The organism is Mesorhizobium sp. M0870, assembly GCF_040319775.1.
In the GTDB taxonomy this organism is placed as follows: domain Bacteria; phylum Pseudomonadota; class Alphaproteobacteria; order Rhizobiales; family Rhizobiaceae; genus Mesorhizobium.
Window position 1 is genome coordinate 188,776 of the sequence record NZ_JAMYOI010000001.1, and the last position, 17,428, is coordinate 206,203.

General features: G+C 58.8%; 15 protein-coding genes. 10 read left to right on the forward strand and 5 right to left on the reverse strand.

Going from position 1 to position 17,428, the window contains the following annotated elements:
- Positions 1-9 precede the first annotated feature (9 nt).
- The gene (cysN, locus tag NKH97_RS00895) at positions 10-1,947 is read right to left on the reverse strand and encodes a sulfate adenylyltransferase subunit CysN (protein WP_352758979.1); all 1,938 of its coding nucleotides are present in this window, start codon (positions 1,945-1,947) and stop codon (positions 10-12) included.
- A gap of 2 nt (positions 1,948-1,949) precedes the next feature.
- Positions 1,950-2,855, reverse strand: a complete 906-nt coding sequence (cysD, locus tag NKH97_RS00900; protein ID WP_027035869.1) for a sulfate adenylyltransferase subunit CysD — start codon at positions 2,853-2,855, stop codon at positions 1,950-1,952.
- A gap of 488 nt (positions 2,856-3,343) precedes the next feature.
- On the opposite strand from cysD, the gene NKH97_RS00905 reads away from it, so the two are divergent.
- Positions 3,344-4,660, forward strand: coding sequence for an O-antigen ligase family protein (locus tag NKH97_RS00905; protein ID WP_352795231.1), 1,317 nt, complete (start codon positions 3,344-3,346; stop codon positions 4,658-4,660).
- The gene (locus NKH97_RS00910; protein ID WP_352441339.1) at positions 4,657-5,604 is read left to right on the forward strand and encodes an NAD-dependent epimerase/dehydratase family protein; all 948 of its coding nucleotides are present in this window, start codon (positions 4,657-4,659) and stop codon (positions 5,602-5,604) included. The genes NKH97_RS00905 and NKH97_RS00910 overlap by 4 nt, the downstream gene beginning before the upstream one ends.
- 49 nt (positions 5,605-5,653) lie before the next feature.
- Here the strand turns inward: NKH97_RS00910 and NKH97_RS00915 are convergent, their stop codons facing one another.
- From NKH97_RS00915 to NKH97_RS00925, 3 genes are all read right to left on the reverse strand, one after another.
- The gene (locus tag NKH97_RS00915; protein ID WP_352441340.1) at positions 5,654-6,193 is read right to left on the reverse strand and encodes a sugar transferase; all 540 of its coding nucleotides are present in this window, start codon (positions 6,191-6,193) and stop codon (positions 5,654-5,656) included.
- Between the two features lie 122 nt (positions 6,194-6,315).
- Positions 6,316-7,251, reverse strand: a complete 936-nt coding sequence (locus tag NKH97_RS00920; RefSeq protein ID WP_352441341.1) for a glycosyltransferase family 2 protein — start codon at positions 7,249-7,251, stop codon at positions 6,316-6,318.
- A gap of 33 nt (positions 7,252-7,284) precedes the next feature.
- Positions 7,285-9,219: an SDR family NAD(P)-dependent oxidoreductase gene (locus NKH97_RS00925; protein WP_352795232.1), complete on the reverse strand. Its 1,935-nt coding sequence runs from the start codon at positions 9,217-9,219 to the stop codon at positions 7,285-7,287.
- Positions 9,220-9,576: 357 nt separating this feature from the next.
- On the opposite strand from NKH97_RS00925, the gene NKH97_RS00930 reads away from it, so the two are divergent.
- The 8 genes from NKH97_RS00930 (at position 9,577) to NKH97_RS00965 (ending at position 17,426) form a co-directional block, all read left to right on the forward strand.
- Positions 9,577-10,464 (forward strand): ABC transporter permease, encoded by an 888-nt coding sequence (locus NKH97_RS00930; RefSeq protein ID WP_245273030.1) that lies wholly within the window; start codon positions 9,577-9,579, stop codon positions 10,462-10,464.
- Between the two features lie 7 nt (positions 10,465-10,471).
- Complete coding sequence (locus NKH97_RS00935; protein WP_352441343.1) at positions 10,472-11,212, forward strand: ABC transporter ATP-binding protein; 741 nt, start codon at positions 10,472-10,474, stop codon at positions 11,210-11,212.
- Between the two features lie 157 nt (positions 11,213-11,369).
- Positions 11,370-12,470, forward strand: coding sequence for a DegT/DnrJ/EryC1/StrS family aminotransferase (locus NKH97_RS00940; RefSeq protein ID WP_164748809.1), 1,101 nt, complete (start codon positions 11,370-11,372; stop codon positions 12,468-12,470).
- Positions 12,467-13,405, forward strand: coding sequence for a glycosyltransferase family 2 protein (locus NKH97_RS00945; RefSeq protein WP_206517162.1), 939 nt, complete (start codon positions 12,467-12,469; stop codon positions 13,403-13,405). Before NKH97_RS00940 ends, NKH97_RS00945 begins: the two co-directional genes overlap by 4 nt.
- The gene (locus NKH97_RS00950; protein WP_352441344.1) at positions 13,402-14,352 is read left to right on the forward strand and encodes a WxcM-like domain-containing protein; all 951 of its coding nucleotides are present in this window, start codon (positions 13,402-13,404) and stop codon (positions 14,350-14,352) included. The genes NKH97_RS00945 and NKH97_RS00950 overlap by 4 nt, the downstream gene beginning before the upstream one ends.
- On the forward strand, positions 14,342-14,722 hold the full coding sequence (locus tag NKH97_RS00955; protein ID WP_164748973.1) for a GtrA family protein: 381 nt from the start codon (positions 14,342-14,344) through the stop codon (positions 14,720-14,722). The genes NKH97_RS00950 and NKH97_RS00955 overlap by 11 nt, the downstream gene beginning before the upstream one ends.
- Positions 14,698-16,227: a glucosyltransferase domain-containing protein gene (locus tag NKH97_RS00960; protein ID WP_352441345.1), complete on the forward strand. Its 1,530-nt coding sequence runs from the start codon at positions 14,698-14,700 to the stop codon at positions 16,225-16,227. The genes NKH97_RS00955 and NKH97_RS00960 overlap by 25 nt, the downstream gene beginning before the upstream one ends.
- A gap of 56 nt (positions 16,228-16,283) precedes the next feature.
- Positions 16,284-17,426, forward strand: a complete 1,143-nt coding sequence (locus tag NKH97_RS00965; protein WP_352441346.1) for an acyltransferase family protein — start codon at positions 16,284-16,286, stop codon at positions 17,424-17,426.
- The last annotated feature ends 2 nt before the right edge of the window (positions 17,427-17,428 follow it).

Genomic DNA, 17,428 nt, shown 5'->3' on the forward strand with positions numbered 1-17,428 from the left:
AGCCTGTCGTCAGATGCCGCCGCCGCTATCGTATTGGTCTTCGGCAATGTCGCGCTCGTTCAGCCAGTGTTCCAGGGCGTCGACCATCTCTTCGGCCGACTTGCCGAGTGTCCGCAGATGGATCTCCGGGGTTTCCGGCGCTTCATAAGGGGAATCGACGCCGGTGAAGTTCTTGATCTCGCCATTCAGTGCGCGCGCATAGAGGCCCTTGGGATCACGCCTGGCGCATTCCTCGAACGGCGTATCGACAAACACCTCGATGAACTCGCCATCGGCCATCAATTCGCGCGCCATGCGCCGTTCGGCGCTGAACGGCGAAATGAACGACACGATGACGACCAACCCGGCATCGGCCATCAAACGCGCCACTTCGGCGACGCGGCGGATGTTTTCGACGCGATCAGCGTCGGTGAAACCAAGATCGCGGTTGAGACCGTGACGGACGTTGTCGCCGTCCAGGATATAGGTATGGCGGCCGGTAGCGAACAGCTTCTTTTCGAACAGGTTGGCGATGGTCGACTTGCCGGATCCCGACAGCCCAGTGAACCAGAACACGGCGGGCCGCTGGTTCTTCATGTCGGCGCGCACGCGCTTGCCGACATCGAGCGACTGCCAATGAATGTTTTCGGCACGGCGCAACGAGTGCAGGATCATGCCGGCGCCGACCGTGGCGTTGGAGATGCGGTCGATCAGGATGAAGGCGCCGGTGGTGCGGTTTTCGGCGAAGGGATCGAAGGCGATCGGCGTCCGCGTCGAGATGTTGCAGATGCCGACTTCGTTCATTTCGAGCGACTTGGCCGCTTCATGGGCAAAGTCATTGACGTTGATCCGATATTTTAGGTCGGTGACGGTGGCGCTGGTCTGGTCGGTCTCGGTGCGCAGGATGTAAGAGCGGCCTGGTAGCAACGCATGCTCGTCGAACCAGACGATGTTGGCGGCGAACTGGTCGGCGACTTGCGGCCGTGCGGCAGGCGAAACCAGCATGTTGCCGCGCGAGATTTCGACTTCGTCATCGAGGACGAGCGTGACGGCCTGGCCGGCGGCCGCCTGGGCGAGATCGCCGCCATACGAGACGATCCGCTTGACGCGCGAGGATTTGCCGGACTTGGCGACAACGACCTCGTCGCCGGGCGCAACCGAGCCGGAGGCGACCGTGCCGGCAAAGCCGCGAAAGTCGAGATTGGGACGATTGACATACTGGACCGGGAAACGGAACGGCAGTTCGACCATCGCTTCGTCGACCGACACGGTTTCGAGATGCTCGATCAGCGTCGGGCCGGAATACCATTCCATGCTTTCCGACCGGCGGCTGACATTGTCGCCATAACGGGCCGACATTGGGATCGGCACAATGGTCTGGAAGCCGAGATCGCGCGAGAATTGCCCGTAGTCTTCGACGATCCGGTCGAAAACCGCCTGATCGAAATCGACAAGATCGATCTTGTTGACGGCCAGCACGACGTGGCGGATGCCGAGCAGCGAGGCGATGATCGAATGCCGCCTTGTCTGGCGAAGCACCCCCTGCCGGGCATCGATCAGCACGATCGCCAGGTCGGCGGTCGAAGCGCCGGTGGCCATGTTGCGGGTGTATTGCTCGTGGCCAGGTGTGTCGGCAACGATGAATTTGCGTTTCGGTGTGGCGAAGAAGCGGTAAGCGACGTCGATGGTGATGCCTTGCTCGCGCTCGGCCTCCAGACCGTCGACCAGCAGCGCGAAATCGATGTCGTCGCCCGTCGTGCCATGCTTGCGCGAATCGCGTTCGAGCGCGGCGAGTTGATCCTCGAAAATCTGCTTGGTGTCGGACAGCAGGCGCCCGATCAGCGTCGACTTGCCGTCATCGACCGAGCCGCAGGTCAGGAAGCGCAGCAGCGATTTCTTCTCCTGCGCAGCCAGATAGTCGCGAACGCCGTCGGTGGGAGCGAGGCTCTTTGCCATGATGTGGCGCATGGTCAAAAGTACCCCTCGCGCTTCTTCTTTTCCATCGAGCCGGCTTCATCGCGGTCGATCAGGCGGCCCTGCCGTTCGGACGTGCGTGCCGTCAGCATTTCACCGACGATGGCTTCCAGCGTGTCGGCGTCCGATTCGATGGCGCCGGTCAGCGGATAGCAACCCAGCGTGCGGAACCGCACCAGCCTGTTCTCCACTGTCTCGCCGGGGCGCAGTTTCATGCGCTCGTCGTCCCGCAGGATCAGCATGCCGTCGCGTTCCACCACCGGCCGTTCCTTGGCGAAATAGAGCGGCACGATCGGGATACTTTCCTGCAGGATGTACTGCCAGATATCGAGTTCGGTCCAGTTCGACAGCGGAAAGACGCGGATCGATTCACCCGATGCGATGCGGGTGTTGAATATCTTCCACATTTCGGGGCGCTGGTTCTTCGGATCCCACACATGCTGGGCGTTGCGGAAGGAAAAGATGCGCTCCTTGGCGCGCGATTTCTCCTCGTCGCGACGAGCGCCGCCAAAGGCCGCATCGAAACCGTATTTGTCGAGCGCCTGGCGCAGCGCCACGGTCTTCATGACATGGGTGTGGGTGTTCGAACCATGGTCGAACGGATTGATGTTGTCGCGCACGCCGTCTTCGTTGACATGAACCAGGAGATCGAAGCCGAGTTTCTGCGCCATCTGATCGCGAAAGGCGATCATCTCGCGGAACTTCCACGTCGTGTCGACGTGAAGAAAGGGGAACGGCGGCTTGGCGGGATAAAACGCCTTCATCGCCAGATGCATCAACACGGATGAATCCTTGCCGACCGAATAGAGCATGACCGGCTTGGCAAAAGCGGCCGCAACCTCACGGAATATATGGATGGACTCGGCTTCAAGCCGCTGAAGATGCGTAAGCGCTGTTGTCATGGGCCGTGGGCGTTCTTTCGTATCTTCCAACAGAAGACCTTGCCTCAAATCATCGAGCTCTTCGCGCCCGGTTCGAGCCTTGTTTCCGGACAATCTTTCTCGTGCCGGCGTTCTAGCAGATCGCCATTGTCAAGAACAATGCAAGACTGGCCCGGCCGCACATGGTTCGAGAATGAATTTTCCACAGATGCCGGCAAACCCGGAAATTCCTGCCCGCAAGCTCAACGGCCCAGAAAACGCGGGGAAAATATTGCTTGAATGGACCAGTGTGCGGCTTTCAAGTGACTTCCTCTGGTCGGCCCGCGCCTGCCGCCGATTTTCGGTGGCAATCTGCCCTATACACTATCGAAAATGGGGGGCAGCCGCTATACCAGCCTCGGGAAGCGGGCAAGTGCATCATGAGGCATGGGCAATTTCGAGGCGAGCGCATTCAACTTCGCTAAACAGATCCGCCGCATGAAACTTGCCGAAGACAGCGAGCCCGAAAATTGACCCGGCTTTCATCCCTGAGACAGCAATTCACGCCTTCGCGGATCAACAACTACTTCTCCATCCTTTGCTTCTTTTTTCCACCGGTTCTGGGATCGGTGGTCAGCTTCGTATTCAATGGCGGAGGCCTTTCGTCAGTCCTGCTGATTGCTTTATGGAAAAGGCGCTTCAACGCCGACCGGCCCATGATCTGGATGACGGTCGCGATCTATGCCTACTGCGCCTCCAATCTCCTGGCTTCCATCGTCAACAATTCGTTCGCCCGGGATGCGCCGCATCTTATCCCGCTGGTGACCTTCCTGTTTTTCCCCGTGTCCTATTCGACCTGGAGCATCACGCAGAAAACCACGCTTGCCCGCATCATCGTGCTTTCCAGCATGGCCGCCTGCTTTGTCGCGCTGCTCATAGCCGTCATCCAGCAATATTGGATTGGCGTCAGGGCCGAGGGGGGAGCTGGAAATCCGATCGTGTTCGCAACCGTCGTCTGCCTTGCCGTGGTCATGTGTGTGGCTGGCGCCTTGTCCGGTATTGAGCAAGCCCGGACACCCCTCTTCTACGCGGCACTGGCCGGGACGATCGCCGTCATCTATTCCGGCTCGCGTATCGTCTGGCTGGCACTGCTGATCACCGGTATCGCCGTCATGCTGATCAACCGGCACAGGCTCAGAGGCAGGAATGCCGTTCGCCTGCTGCTGCTGCTGGCGGCGGTCGGCGTCGTGATCGCCGCTTCCAGCTTCCAGGCGATATCCGGGCGGGTCGACTTTTTGCGCTCCGATTGGGGTGCGCTTGGAGCCAGCGGCAACTACGACACCTCGCTGGGAATACGTGTTGCGCTTTGGGAGATCGGACTCAAAGCATTCCATGACATGCCACTGTTCGGGCACGGTGTGGGTGCAACCCAGCTTCTGATCAAGCAGGGCTTTCATGAGCAGTTCGCGATGGACACAGGCTTCAACCATTTTCACAACGGCTTCCTGACCGCCTTGGTGCAAGCGGGAATTCTGGGCGCCGTGACGCTGGCGGCGATCTTTATCGTTGCCGCTGGAAATGCCGTCCGGGTCTTGCGAAACAGCAGCGATCCGAGCGAGCGGTTCGGCGCGACCATGATTGTCGTCGTGGTGATCACCTATCTGACGGCCGGAATGACAGGCATCCTGATCGGCCATGACATTCTGGACTCGGTGCTGATGGTCTTCCTGGTGAGCGGAACATATCTCGCCTCCGGCCGCCAGGTTCCGTTGTTGGAAGAGCAGGCACCTGCGCCAGTGATGGAAGAGCGAGTAGTCAGCAAAGAGCTGTTTCGGGCAAGCCCATGAAGGTTCTGGTCACGGGAGCGACAGGTTTCATCGGGCGTCTTGTCGTGCGCCACCTTCGCGAAGCCGGTGCCGAGCTTCGCCTCGCCTCCCGCCATCCCGAGAGGCTGGGTTCGGAAAACGAGACTGTGCCGATGCCCGGTTTCGACGCGCCGGCCGCCGCCTTCCTGGAACTGACCCGGGATATGACTGACGTGGTCCATTGCGCCGGCCTCAACAATGATCAGGGAAATGCAACCGAAGCCGATTACAGGGCGGTCAATGTGGAATTGAGCGCGCGGCTGGCGCATGCAGCGGCGGCACAGGCCAGCGGACGCTTCATCCATCTCTCCTCGATCCGAGCGGTGATCGGCGCGCACGTCAGCGCAACGATCTACGAGGACACGCTTCCTGCCCCACAATGCGCCTATGGACGCTCGAAGCGCGAAGGCGAGATCAAGGTTTTGGACGCTTACGCGTTACACGGCCGCTCGGACGCCGCCGTGTTGCGCCTGCCTCCGGTTTATGGAAGCGGCATGAGGGGAAATCTGGCGACGCTGATGCGCCTGGCCGATACGGCACTGCCGCTGCCGACCGGCGCCTTGACGGGAATCCGCTCGCTGATGTCTGCCGGGGCCGCAGTGCGAGCGGTGTCGCACCTGCTGAGCCATTCGGGGTCACTTTGCCCGATCTATGTCGGCGCCGATGTACCGCCGGTCGCAGTCACCGCCATCATCGCCGCCTTTCGCAGGGGTTTCGGACGGCCGATGCGCCTGATGACCGTGCCGGCAGGCCTGATGCGGCCGGCCGCTGCCATGCTGGGCAAGCAGGCATTTTGGGACAGCATGACCGCGACACAGATATGCGATCCTGCCCTGCTGATATCGCAAGGATGGGTGCCTGAAACCGGCACGCTGGAGCGGCTGGCCGAGCTAGCGCGGCTCAATAAATCTCGACTTCCTGTTTGACCATGACCTTTCCCAAAAACCGGCTTCCAGTTTTGGGATCATGCTCCGCTCAGCTTCGATAGAGCGTCCCAGCCAGGATCCGAAGGTCGAGCCAGAACGACGCCGTCCCGAGATAGGCAGCATCCGTTTCAGCCAAAAGCTCCGGGTTCGACATGTCGATGCCCCTGATCTGGGCCAGGCCGGTTATGCCCGGCAGCGCCGCCAAAACCCCCAGCCGCCTGCGACACTCGATCAACTCCGTTTGGGTCGGCAGGCAGGGGCGCGGCCCGACCAGGCTCATTTCGCCCTTCAGGACGTTCCAGAATTGTGGCAGCTCGTCGAGCTTGAACTTCCGTAAGACCTTCCCGACCGATGTCACGGAATCCACCGGCGCCTCATGCGAGGGCAGTGACGGCGTCCCGACATACATCGTGCGCAACTTGTGGCAGCGAAAAAGCCGACCGTCACGGCCGACCCGCACCTGTGAAAAAATAGCCGGGCCCGGCGACGATGCCCGAACGGCAAGGACGGTGAGCGCCAAGACAGGAGATGTGGCCACCAGCAGCAGAGCCGCACCGGCAATATCGAAGATTTGCTTGGCTGCCTTCATGAACGGCCGATAGTACTCCCTGCCGAAGTCCCGAGGCAACGCCGCAGGCAAATGCCGTCAATCCGGTCGAAGTAGCATGAGCCGATCTTTTGACCAAGCGTGCCACGCACTCGTGCCAATGTTCAGATGCGCCCCAGGACGAAAGCGAGATAGAGCCCCAGGTTTCCGGAAACGGTCTGCCGATAGACGCCGCTTTGGCGCAAGCCCGCCAAGCGCCGGAAAAGACCGCCGTTACGCCCGCGGGTGAAAAGGTCGAGGCATGCCGTCGCGTCCTCGGTCAGGAGGTCGCGATTGAGGGCGAGACCGTCGAGGTTGAGGTCTGTCCAGCCGGCGAATTCCCCCTTGAACAGGCGGCCAAGCCGGGACACCCTTGCCTTCCAGGACACGTTGGCGCCGACCAGGTTCGCCGCGTGCTGCCGGTAGCGCACCAGCGGCCGCGGATCGTAGCGGACGATGCCGCCGGCGGCGGTCACGATGAGATAGGCCCACCAGTCATGGCTGACGAACCCGGTCCGCGTGGAGGCCCTGGCCAGCAGGTCGCGTGCCGCAGCGTTGAGCAGGATTGTGTTGCCGCCGGCGATGCTTTGCACAAGCGCGTTGCGAAAGGTTGGCGGCCGGGCAAACAGCGGCGAATGGCCGACAAGACTTCCTGTTTCCGTCATGGTGGCGGTTCGCGAACAAAACATCAGCGGGGTTTTCGCATCCTGGGTCCGCATCCAGCTGATGGCGCTCTCCAGCCTGTCGGTCTCCCAGATATCGTCCTGGTCGCAGAAGGCATAGCAGTCCGCCTCGATGCGTCGGTCGACGATCATGGAGCGGAAATTGGCGGCGAAGCCTTGCCGCGGCCCCTCTACCAGCGTCATCCGACCTTTGGGCCGCCAGCGGGATTTCCATGTCTCGATGATGGCGGTCGTGCCGTCGACGGAGCCATCGTCTGAAATCCACAGGTCGACCAGAGGGTGCGACTGCGCGAGCAGGGACTGCAGCTGTTCATCGATGAAGGCCGCGCCATCCTTCGTGCCCATCAGGACCGCGACGCGCAGATCTGCTTTGCTCACGACCAAGATCGCTTTCTGAATTCTGAACCGGGCCTAGCTCGCCTGCCCGGCCGTTTTCGGGATCGCGCCCTGATGAGGGCTTTCCCGGGCCTTCTTGGCGCGGTCGAGACCTGCCAATGCGGCGAGCGCGGCAGCCTTGTCCTGGTTTTTCGCCGACTGCTGCAGCGCCGTGAGCGCGACCTGGACATCCGACCATTCCACGACGTCCGTGCTGAGGCCGAAAACCTTCGAGATGCCGAGTTCGACGAGTTCCTCGTCTTCGCCATGCAGCGTTTCGTGAAGTTTTTCGCCCGGCCTGATGCCGGTGAACCGGATCGCGATGTCCTTGTATGGGCTCTTTCCGGACAAGCGGATCATCGTTTCGGCCACTTCAAGGATCGGCACCGGCTTGCCCATGTCGAGCATATAGACGGCATAATCGTGTCCGCTCTGCCGCGACGCGGCATCGGCCGCCGACATGATGACGAGATCGACGGCTTCGGCCACGGTCATGAAATAGCGCGTCATGCGCCGGTCGGTGATGGTGACGGGCCCCCCAGCCTCGATTTGCGCCTGGAATATGGTCGCCACCGAACCATTGCTGCCGAAGACATTGCCGAACCGCACTGCAATGAACTTGGTGGCCGGGTCACGCCCGCCCGTCTCGCCATGCAAGGCGCTGATGATCTGTTCGGCGGCCCGCTTCGTCATGCCGAGCACTGATGAGGGATCCACCGCCTTGTCGCTCGATATCAGGACAAATTGCGCAACCCCGCACTTGGCGGCAACCTCGGCGCAGACGAGCGTTCCGAAAATGTTGGTTTGAATGGCTGAATCCCAGTTCTCCTCGAGCAGCGGAACATGTTTGAGCGCCGCGGCGTGAAAGATGATGTCCGGCCGGAATTCCGTGACGACACGCGTTATTTGGCGCCGGTCCGAGACATCGACGATGCGGACCTTGAGCCGGTCATGGTCCTTCTCGTCAACATACTGGCTCAACTGGAAAATGCCGAACTCGGAGTTGTCGGCGACCAGCACCGCCTCGGCTCCCAGTTCCAGCGACCGCTTGACCAGCGTCTGGCCGATAGAACCGGCGCCGCCGGTCACCAGAACGCGTTTGCCGCTGACAAAGGCGCCGATGCGCTGGATGTCGGACGCGACCGCCGGACGGCGCAGGATCGTTTCCATCTCAACGGTGTCGAGAACCAGCTTTCCGTGCTGTTCCAACTCCGAAAGGCCTGAGAACTGCACCACATTTATGTCGCCGTGCCGGGCAATGCGCACGAGTTCCGAATAGTCCTCGATTTCGTGCTCGGCGCCGCTGCCGAAAATCAGCAGGTCCAGGCTTTTGGTGCCGGTCGCATAGTCTTCCAGGACATCGATCAGGCGCGGCATGGCCGCCACCACGGGAACACCTTGAATCCGCGTGCCCAACGGTGCGCCGCGCTCGGTCGCCATGATGCCTGCGATGGAATAGTCCGCCGGTTGCGCCGTGCGCGTGAAGCGAATGATCAGGTCGGCCTCGTCGAGCCGGCCGACGAACAGAGCGCGCTTGGCCTGTCTGATGTCGGTCTTGCGGCTCAGAATCCCCCAGCTCGCGCCGTCACGCAGGAAGCGGTAGAACAGCCGGGGTGCCGAGATGATGGTGAAGGAGACAAGGAAGAAGACGATGAACTGACGCTCGTTGAGCCCCGCCACCGGCCGGTAAAAACGCAGCAGCAGCGACGCCATGTAAAGAGTGAACGTCAAAATCGCGCAGCTCTTCAGGATGTTGAAGAAGTCGGGCGTTGAGGCGAAGCGCCAGACGGTGGTGTAGAGGCCACTGTAGCGGAACAGCAAATGGCTGATGACGACGATGCCCGCCCATGTCGCCAGACCCTCCTTGGAGAGCGCTTCGAACGAAAGATTAGACCGCGAAAGGACGAGGCTGAGCGCCACGGCGACCAGGACCATGACCACGTCCTGGACCATGATGAAGGCGCGCCGCATCTGTGGCCTGAGCCCTAATACTGATTCGAGATAAGAATTCATTGGACGGCAGAAGACTCCAGGATCAAAGGCATCGACACCTGCGAGGTGCGAACACGAAGATACTTCGCGACCAACCACCTTACTCAAGTGCCATCCCCGGCCCCCGCCGTCCTGTATCGCATACTGCGGGGGCGAGGGCATAGCCAGAGGTTTTTTCGGGAAGAGGCGTCCAGTGGAGAACATGGATCTTGCTCGGGCGATTGCCGCAAAGTCAACATTACCAAACGCTAAATAAGCCACACAGCATCAGCATGCGTTCAGTTTTGCCGCAGTTGACTCTGCTCCCCACCGCGTTACGACGCAATGCGTTGCCATATGCCCATCGAAATGGCTATTAGAGACGGGCTTGGTGGTTCGCTATGGCCAGCGAAGAATAATGCGCCAGAACAACGGATTGCGATACTCCCAGCTATGATTGCGGCACTAAACGGCGCTTTTGACGACATCTCAAAGGCCATGAGATTACACCGGGTCTGGATTGCGCTTGCCCATGAGGACATCGGCGACCAGCACAGACGCACGACGCTCGGCCCGCTTTGGATGCTGGTCAATTATCTGGCATTCATCGGCACTTTCATCTTCGTTTTCAAGACCAAGGACACGGATTCGGCCGGATACACGGCCTATGCCTCGATCGGCCTAGTTGTCTGGTTCTACCTTATGGAGATGATCAGCCTGAGCGTGCCCCTGTTCTCGCGCGAAGCCAGTTTCATTCAAGGTACGAGGCTGCCACTCTTCGTGTATGTGATGCGGCTGACGGTGCAATGTATCATCCGAGCGAGCTATTCGGTCGCGGGTTGCATCGTCATCCTGCTGCTGAGCGGTTTGGGAATCAGCGCTGAGTGGCTTTTGTCGATCCCGGGGTTGTTGCTGATTGTGCTCGCGACCCCTGCAATCGTAATGGTTTTCGCATTCCTGGGCGCATTCTTTCCCGATGCTCAGTTCATCGTCGGCAACATCATGCGAGTCGGCACGTTTCTTACGCCAGTCTTCTGGGCCTATCATGGGCAAGGCGGTATACAGAACTATGCCTATCATTGGAATCCGTTCACATATTTCCTGGAAGTGGTGCGTGCGCCAATCGCGAGCGGCGAATTCCCAACGCATCCCTTTGTTGTGACAGCCTACATCTCCTTGGCTTTCTGGGCGGTTGCGTTGCTGCTGCTGGGCGGATATCGCAAGCGCGTCGTTTTCCTGATCTGAGCTCAAAATGATTTCCATCAAGCTGGACAATGTCAGCCTCGCCTACCGCCTCTACGAAAAATTGACGCTTACGGCGCCTGACCGGCGCCTGGGTGGTCTTGGAGGCAAAATCGGACGATCCGGCGGCAAGCAGGTCGTGCAGGCGCTGGAAGATGTCAGCTTTGAACTCAAAGCGGGCGACCGTTTGGGCTTGGTCGGCCCAAACGGGGCCGGCAAGACGACACTGCTCAAGGTGTTGTACGGCATCTATCAGCCATCGGCCGGCACAGTAGCCATTGAAGGCAAAGTCGACGCTTTGTTCAACATCAACATAGGATTTCGCCCCGAAGCGACGGGGCGGCGAAACATTGTTCTGAGGGGTTTGATCAGCGGGTGGACCGAGGCCGAGATCCAAGAAAAAATGCCGGAGATCATCGCCTTCAGCGAACTTGGCGACTTTATCGATGTCCCCTTCAAAACCTATAGCCAGGGTATGGCCGCTCGCCTTGCTTTCTCAGCGGCTACAGCCCTTGACCCCGAAATTCTGCTGATGGACGAGTGGATCGGCGCCGGCGACGCCCAATTTCAAGAAAAAGCCAAGCGACGCATGGATGAACTGGCAGAGAAGGCAGGCATCATCGTCCTGGCGACCCACAATGAGAGCCTGCTCGAAAGCGTATGTACGAAGAGAATGACGCTTAAGAACGGAAGGGTCGAAGCCTTCACGACGAAACCTGCAAAGAGGGCTGGAACGCGAGCTAAGTCTTAAAGGTACTCTTCCCGGATACTATATGCTCGCAGTTCAGATTCCCAATTCGTCGCACCTGCTGTAGTTGAGTATGCCAGCGTTGCGCCCTGCGGACGTTACTAAAATGAATTGCGCTCGAGCCGTTGAGTTACCGATGACGAGACAAGAATCTGTTCCCATGAATGATCTGAAGCGCCTGTATCAGCGCTACCAGGTCGAAATCGAGAGTGAGGTAGTGAACACGCTACGTTCGGGATGGTGGCTCAATGGCGCTATCGGCAAAAGATTTGCGGCAAATTTTTCCAGATTCATAGGTGTTTCGGAATGCGTTCTCGTGGCCAATGGGACGGATGCGCTCGAACTTGCATTGGCCGCAGTGACCAAGCGCTACGACGGGCGCGAGGTGATCGTCGCCGCCAATGCGGGGGGCTATGCCAGTTGTGCCTGCTGGCAGAATGATCTCGTTCCGCACTACGTCGATATCGAACCAGCCAGCCAACTCATAGCCCTTCAATCGGTACTGAAAGCAGCCAGCGCAGACACCGCTGCGATCGTCGCCACCCACCTCTATGGTGGCGTCGTTGATGTCCGCGCCATCCGGGACGGACTTGAGCAGGCTGGCCTCTCGCACATTCCAATCGTGGAAGATTGCGCGCAGGCGCACGGGGCGAGAATCGGAAGCGACGTTGCAGGCTCGCTGGGGGATATCTCCACGTTCAGCTTTTACCCAACCAAAAATCTCGGAGCCATGGGGGACGGCGGCGCTGTTCTTACCTCCGACACGGCAACCGCCGCGCATGTACGGCAACTGCAACAATATGGCTGGAGTTCAAAATATCATGTCGGCGTGCCCAACGGCCGCAACTCCCGCATGGATGAAGTTCAAGCCGCGATACTGGACGTTTTGCTGGGCGATGTGGATAGACGCAACCAGCAGCGGCGTGGCATCCTAGACCAGTACAAGTCGGTTGCCGGGCGTCGATTCCAGTTCCTGGAAGGTGGCGAAGGCGCTGTCGCGCACCTCGCGGTCGCGCTTTGCGACGACCGGGACGCCTTCAGGGCGTTCATGAAAGAGCGCGGCATCGACACTGACATACACTACCCTGTGCTGGATTGCGACCAAGTCGGCTGGGCGGACTTACCGATGATGGGGAGCGAAAATCTCACCGTTTCGAGGGCCAGCGTCAGCCGTCTCTGTTCGGTCCCCTGCTATCCCGATATGAGGGACGACGAGGTAGAGCGGGTTTGCCTGGCCCTCCGCGAATGGGAGACAATGTGACAACACGCTCGATCGTTTTCCCGATCTATCGAAATCAGGCGAACATCCCTTCCCTCCTGGGCGCAGTCGCCGATTTCCACTCCAGATATCATAGCGACATCGAGTTCGTCTTCGTCGTCGACGGGTCGCCGGACGAATCCGGCCCGCTGCTGATCAAGGAATTGAAAGGCTCGGGCTATGATTACAAGATCATCTTCCATAGCCGGAACTTTGGTTCGTTCACTGCTATTCGAACCGGGCTCGAACACGCTTCGGGTGACCAGGTCGCTGCGATGGCCGCCGACCTGCAGGAGCCGCCTGAACTGATCGTCGAATTCTTTTCGAAGCTGGAAAAGGACGAGGCTGACGTCGTGTTTGGGCAGCGAACCGGGCGTAGCGATCCGCCCTTGACCAAATTTCTGTCGAGGGCTTTCTGGTCGGCCTACCGCAGGCTCGTCCTGCCCAGCATGCCGAGTGGCGGAGTGGATATCTTCGCCTGCAACCGTCAGGTTCTGGAAGCGATCCTCTCGATCGAGGAGCCGAACAGCTCGCTTGTCATACAACTTTTCTGGGTCGGCTTCAGGCGGGAATTCGTGCCTTATCGGCGGCGCGAACGAAAGCACGGAACAAGCGCCTGGGGCATGGCACGGCGGTTCCGATACATGATGGACAGCATTTTCTCGTTCTCTGATTTTCCGATAATGCTCACCCTCTGGGTAGGATTTGCCGGCTGTGCGCTAAGTCTCCTATTTGCAGTCGTTACCGTGATTGCACGGCTGCTTGGCAATATAGACCCCGCTGGCTATACGACACTGGTGCTGCTGATCACGGGCTTCGGTTCGGCCAGCCTTCTAGTCCAAGGGATTCTTGGTTGCTATCTCTGGCGGGCAGTTGAAAACACCAAATCGCGCCCACTTCGGATCATCAGCCGCGTCGTTGACGGAACAGCGAAATGAACGCCAAGCCATTTTTCGTGCACGAACGGGGTATCTGCGAAAGCTCCCATGTCGGCGACGGAACGCGTATTTGGGCCTTCGCTCACGTGCTGCCTGGGGCCGTGCTCGGCTCGAACTGCAACATCTGCGATCACGTCTTCATCGAGAACGACGTGATCGTCGGCGATGACGTGACTGTCAAGAGCGGCGTCCAACTGTGGGACGGGGTGCGCCTGGGCAATCGTGTGTTTGTCGGCCCGAATGCGACCTTCACCAATGATCGCTTCCCACGCTCCAAGGAATATCCCGAGGCGTTTCTGCTGACCATGATCGAGGACGGCGCTTCCATCGGCGCCAATGCCACAATCCTGCCGGGCATAGTCGTCGGCCGCCAGGCGATGGTCGGCGCCGGCGCCGTGGTGACCAAGAGCGTCCCTGCCAATGCCGTCGTGGTCGGAAATCCCGCAGTCATCGTCGGCTACCAGACCGGCCCGAAGATCGTGCCAGCCTTGACGCAAACCCTCCCCGGCGCAGTGGGCGAGAAAATGTCGCTTGGGGTCGGTGGTACCGAGCTCTGGCGGCTGCCGCATTTTAGCGATCTGCGAGGCGAACTCGCCCCGCTCGAATTCGGTGCAAACCTACCGTTTAAGCCGGCCCGGTCCTTTCTGGTTTATGGCGTTCCCTCCGACAAGGTCAGGGGTGAGCATGCGCATCGCGAGTGCCATCAATTCCTGATCGCGGCCCATGGCCGCCTGTCCGTTGTCGTTGACGACGGCCATGAGAGAAAAGAGGTTTCGTTGACCGAACCCTCGATCGGCCTCTACATTCCGCCCGGCATTTGGGGAATTCAGTATAAATTCCAACCCGATACAGCATTGCTGGTCATGGCTTCGCACAACTATGATGCTGGCGATTACATCAGGGACTATGCGGATTTCCTGGATACGGTCAGGCAGGATGACCGCTGATCGCATTGGCGGAGACGCCGTCCGGTTTCTTGTCGCCGGCGGACTGAATACCGCCCTGACCAGCCTTGTCTATTTTGCCGGCCTTGTCGTCCTGCCCTCAAGTTTGTCTTACGCGCTCGCTTGGCTGACAGGACTTGTGTTCGTAATGGTGTTCTATCCCGATCGCGTCTTTCCCGGCGGCCGCACGGGCATCGCCGATCGACTGGCAATCGGGGCGTCGATTGCGGTCGTGTTCGTGCTCGGCCTAGCAGCCCTCAAAACGCTTGAAAGCGTTCTGCAAAATGCTGCAGCAGCCTTCTTTGTCACCCTTGCCATCACGACCATCCTCAACTTCGTGATTTCTCGATGGATACTCCGCAGATCATGCTGACGCGACCGAGCACAATACGACCAGCCATTAATCTCTTTGCGATTTTCGTCGCGATGTATTTTTCCGAATTGGCTTCCTTTCCGCTGTCAATCGATGACGAAGTAACCGCCTTCAGAACGGACGCGTCGATCTGGATTCTTCAGGGACGCTGGGGCGCGTATCTGATCGAGAGATTCCTTATTCCTCATCCGGTCATGCCTTTCCTGGCTCCGGCCGTCTTTGGCGCCGGTTGCGTGGCCGCCTACCTCCTCGTCATGGATGTCATCAACAAGCAAGAGCTCTCCATCGCTGAGTACGCATGTTTTGCGATTTTCTGTGCTTTCCCGACCTGGTTTTTTATCGTCGAATTTTATTCGAACATTGCCGCTATCGGCGTCGGCCTGTTCGCGACCGCTCTAGCGCTTTGGCTGATCCGAAAGGAGGAGGTTTCCCCACTCAGCCCTCGCTTTCTCGGAGCTGTGGGAGTCGGCGCCTTCGCAATCTCGATCTATCAGAGTTTCGCACCGGCAATTCTGGTCCTGGGCATTGCGATCTCAATTCTGCAAGCACGGTCCGGCAGCAGCGTATCGTTGCCGAAAGACCTGCTTCGGATCGGTATTCTGCTGGCCGGCGCAATATTGTTCTATGTCATCGGCGACATCATTTTCAGATCGTTCGCCCCCGGCAGAAACGAGTATTTCGACTCGCTTTCCCAGCCAAACTTTCTGCTTCAACATCCTATCACCGTTGTCGGGCGCGTGATTGAGGCGATAGGCGGGATCTATGGCCTGGACCAGCGCACATACGGCGTTGCATTGTGGGCAATCCCGCTCTTGTTGCTCCTGGGCGGCTGGGCGCTCTTGAAGGAATTGCCCCGCACGAAATTGCTGTTGACGGCAGTTGCCTTCGTTTCATTGCTTGTTCCCTTCGGCTTTCACTTCCTTGCCGCGGGCAGCATGCCTGTCAGGAGCCTCATCGGGGTGCCGATTGCCGTATGGCTGTTTGCCTATGTCGCGGTGACGAGCAGAAACTCCAGAATCCGCGCAGCCTCGGCCATCTTGCTGGCGGTGGCGCTTTTCCAGATTCAGGTCGTTCAGAACTATCGCCAAGCATCCAATTATCTGGTCGACAAGCACGATACTCTCTTGGCGGGAGCCATATACGACAGGCTGTCGGCCACGCCCGGTTTTGACGCAAAGCGCAGTTATGCTTTAAGTGTGTTTGGCGCGCAGCCATTTGTGACCAACTATCCGAAGCCTTCCGACTCGACGGTCGGTTATTCTTTCTTCGAATGGAATGGGGGTAATTCCTGGCGGATCGCCTACTATATGAAATTGCTTGGCTATTCAAATTTGAGTGGTTCTAACCAAGAACAGGTACTTCAAACGATCGTCAATCTTTCGACCATGCCTGTTTGGCCGGCTCCCGGTAGCGTGGAAATCAAAGACGACATCGTACTGATACGGCTCGGTGAGACGCCCAGCTCCTCAAATCAGCAAGCTCTTGAGGGAGCAGCTAGCCGTTGAGCGTCGTGAAGCAGTGTGGGAATTATTAAGGTCGCTGCAAGATAGTCGAGGGCAGAATGAACGTCGAGATCGATAGGAGATTCGTAGTAAAGGATGCGCATTCGCGAATTGAGCTCCCGGGACTTCTGGCAATGCGTTGCTACGCGGCGTTGTCGATTGTCCTTGTTCATCTGATTGCGCTGCCAAAACTGCAGATCCCCGGCTACCTATGGTTCGTGCCGACGCATTTCGGCAACGGAGTGCCGCTGTTTTACATAGTCAGCGCATTCGGTCTCTTTGTCGGGTATAGTGGCAGGATCGAGACGCGGCAGGAATTGCGAGAATTTTACCTTCGGCGTTTGCTGCGCATCGCGCCTCTATTCTATTTCATAATGCTGTTCTACATACCGTTCTGCTGGATAGTATGGAAGACGACAGTCCCTCTTTCCCAATTCCTCAGTTCAGCACTGTTCATCTTCAACTTTGTGCCGAACCACGTGACCGGATTCGTCATGGCGTCATGGTCCATCGGTGTCGAGATGGCGTTCTATGCCATCCTGCCGCTGCTGGTGTTTGCCATCACCGGTCTAGCTCGTTCTGTGGTGTTTCTTGCGGTAGCAGTATTCTTGGCGGCCAACTGGGCGTTGGCATTCCAAGGAACGGGGGGCGCGTTAGCGCTCTTTGGCCACTTTTCTCTAGTGGCTCAACTGTTCTATTTTGCTGCAGGGATAGCGGGATATTATGTCTGGCTGGGGGTTTGTCGCACTTCCCCCCAGATTGGCCGAATAGTCTTTGCTGCCAGTCTTCTGACAATCGTTGGCCTGATCTGTTTCACGAGCCAGATTGCCGTACTCTTCGGAACGATACTTGGGTCAAGCGGCGGTTCCGGCGTCAAAACCGCTTGGGCGGTGACGTTGGCGAGCGCTGTCGTGGGAGTTTCCCTGTATCCGCAAAGATGGTTCGTGAATCCGGCTGCGAAGCTGCTCGGCAACGCCAGTTTCAGCATTTACCTCTGGCATCCGGTCGTTATCGTCATCCTGGATCGGGTGGGCCTGTACCGGACGGTTTACGCATCCTTCGATGGAGCATCCTTGCCGTTCCTTGCCTCAGTGGTAGCAACTCTTGCGATGTTGATACCACTATCCTTGCTGAGTTATCGGTATATAGAAAGGCCCGGCATGGCCTTACGATCTCGCTTCGGTCGAGTCTGGCCAGCTTAATG

Excerpts from the sequence above, each read along its gene's own strand:
- NKH97_RS00965 (WP_352441346.1), top strand. The coding sequence starts at position 16,284 with ATGAACGTCGAGATCGATAGGAGATTCGTAGTAAAGGATGCGCATTCG.
- NKH97_RS00925 (WP_352795232.1), bottom strand. The coding sequence starts at position 9,219 with ATGCGGCGCGCCTTCATCATGGTCCAGGACGTGGTCATGGTCCTGGTC.
- NKH97_RS00915 (WP_352441340.1), bottom strand. The coding sequence starts at position 6,193 with ATGAAGGCAGCCAAGCAAATCTTCGATATTGCCGGTGCGGCTCTGCTG.
- NKH97_RS00935 (WP_352441343.1), top strand. The coding sequence starts at position 10,472 with ATGATTTCCATCAAGCTGGACAATGTCAGCCTCGCCTACCGCCTCTAC.
- NKH97_RS00960 (WP_352441345.1), top strand. The coding sequence starts at position 14,698 with ATGGATACTCCGCAGATCATGCTGACGCGACCGAGCACAATACGACCA.
- NKH97_RS00910 (WP_352441339.1), top strand. The coding sequence starts at position 4,657 with ATGAAGGTTCTGGTCACGGGAGCGACAGGTTTCATCGGGCGTCTTGTC.
- NKH97_RS00955 (WP_164748973.1), top strand. The coding sequence starts at position 14,342 with ATGACCGCTGATCGCATTGGCGGAGACGCCGTCCGGTTTCTTGTCGCC.
- NKH97_RS00940 (WP_164748809.1), top strand. The coding sequence starts at position 11,370 with ATGAATGATCTGAAGCGCCTGTATCAGCGCTACCAGGTCGAAATCGAG.
- NKH97_RS00930 (WP_245273030.1), top strand. The coding sequence starts at position 9,577 with ATGCCCATCGAAATGGCTATTAGAGACGGGCTTGGTGGTTCGCTATGG.
- NKH97_RS00950 (WP_352441344.1), top strand. The coding sequence starts at position 13,402 with ATGAACGCCAAGCCATTTTTCGTGCACGAACGGGGTATCTGCGAAAGC.
- cysD (WP_027035869.1), bottom strand. The coding sequence starts at position 2,855 with ATGACAACAGCGCTTACGCATCTTCAGCGGCTTGAAGCCGAGTCCATC.
- cysN (WP_352758979.1), bottom strand. The coding sequence starts at position 1,947 with ATGCGCCACATCATGGCAAAGAGCCTCGCTCCCACCGACGGCGTTCGC.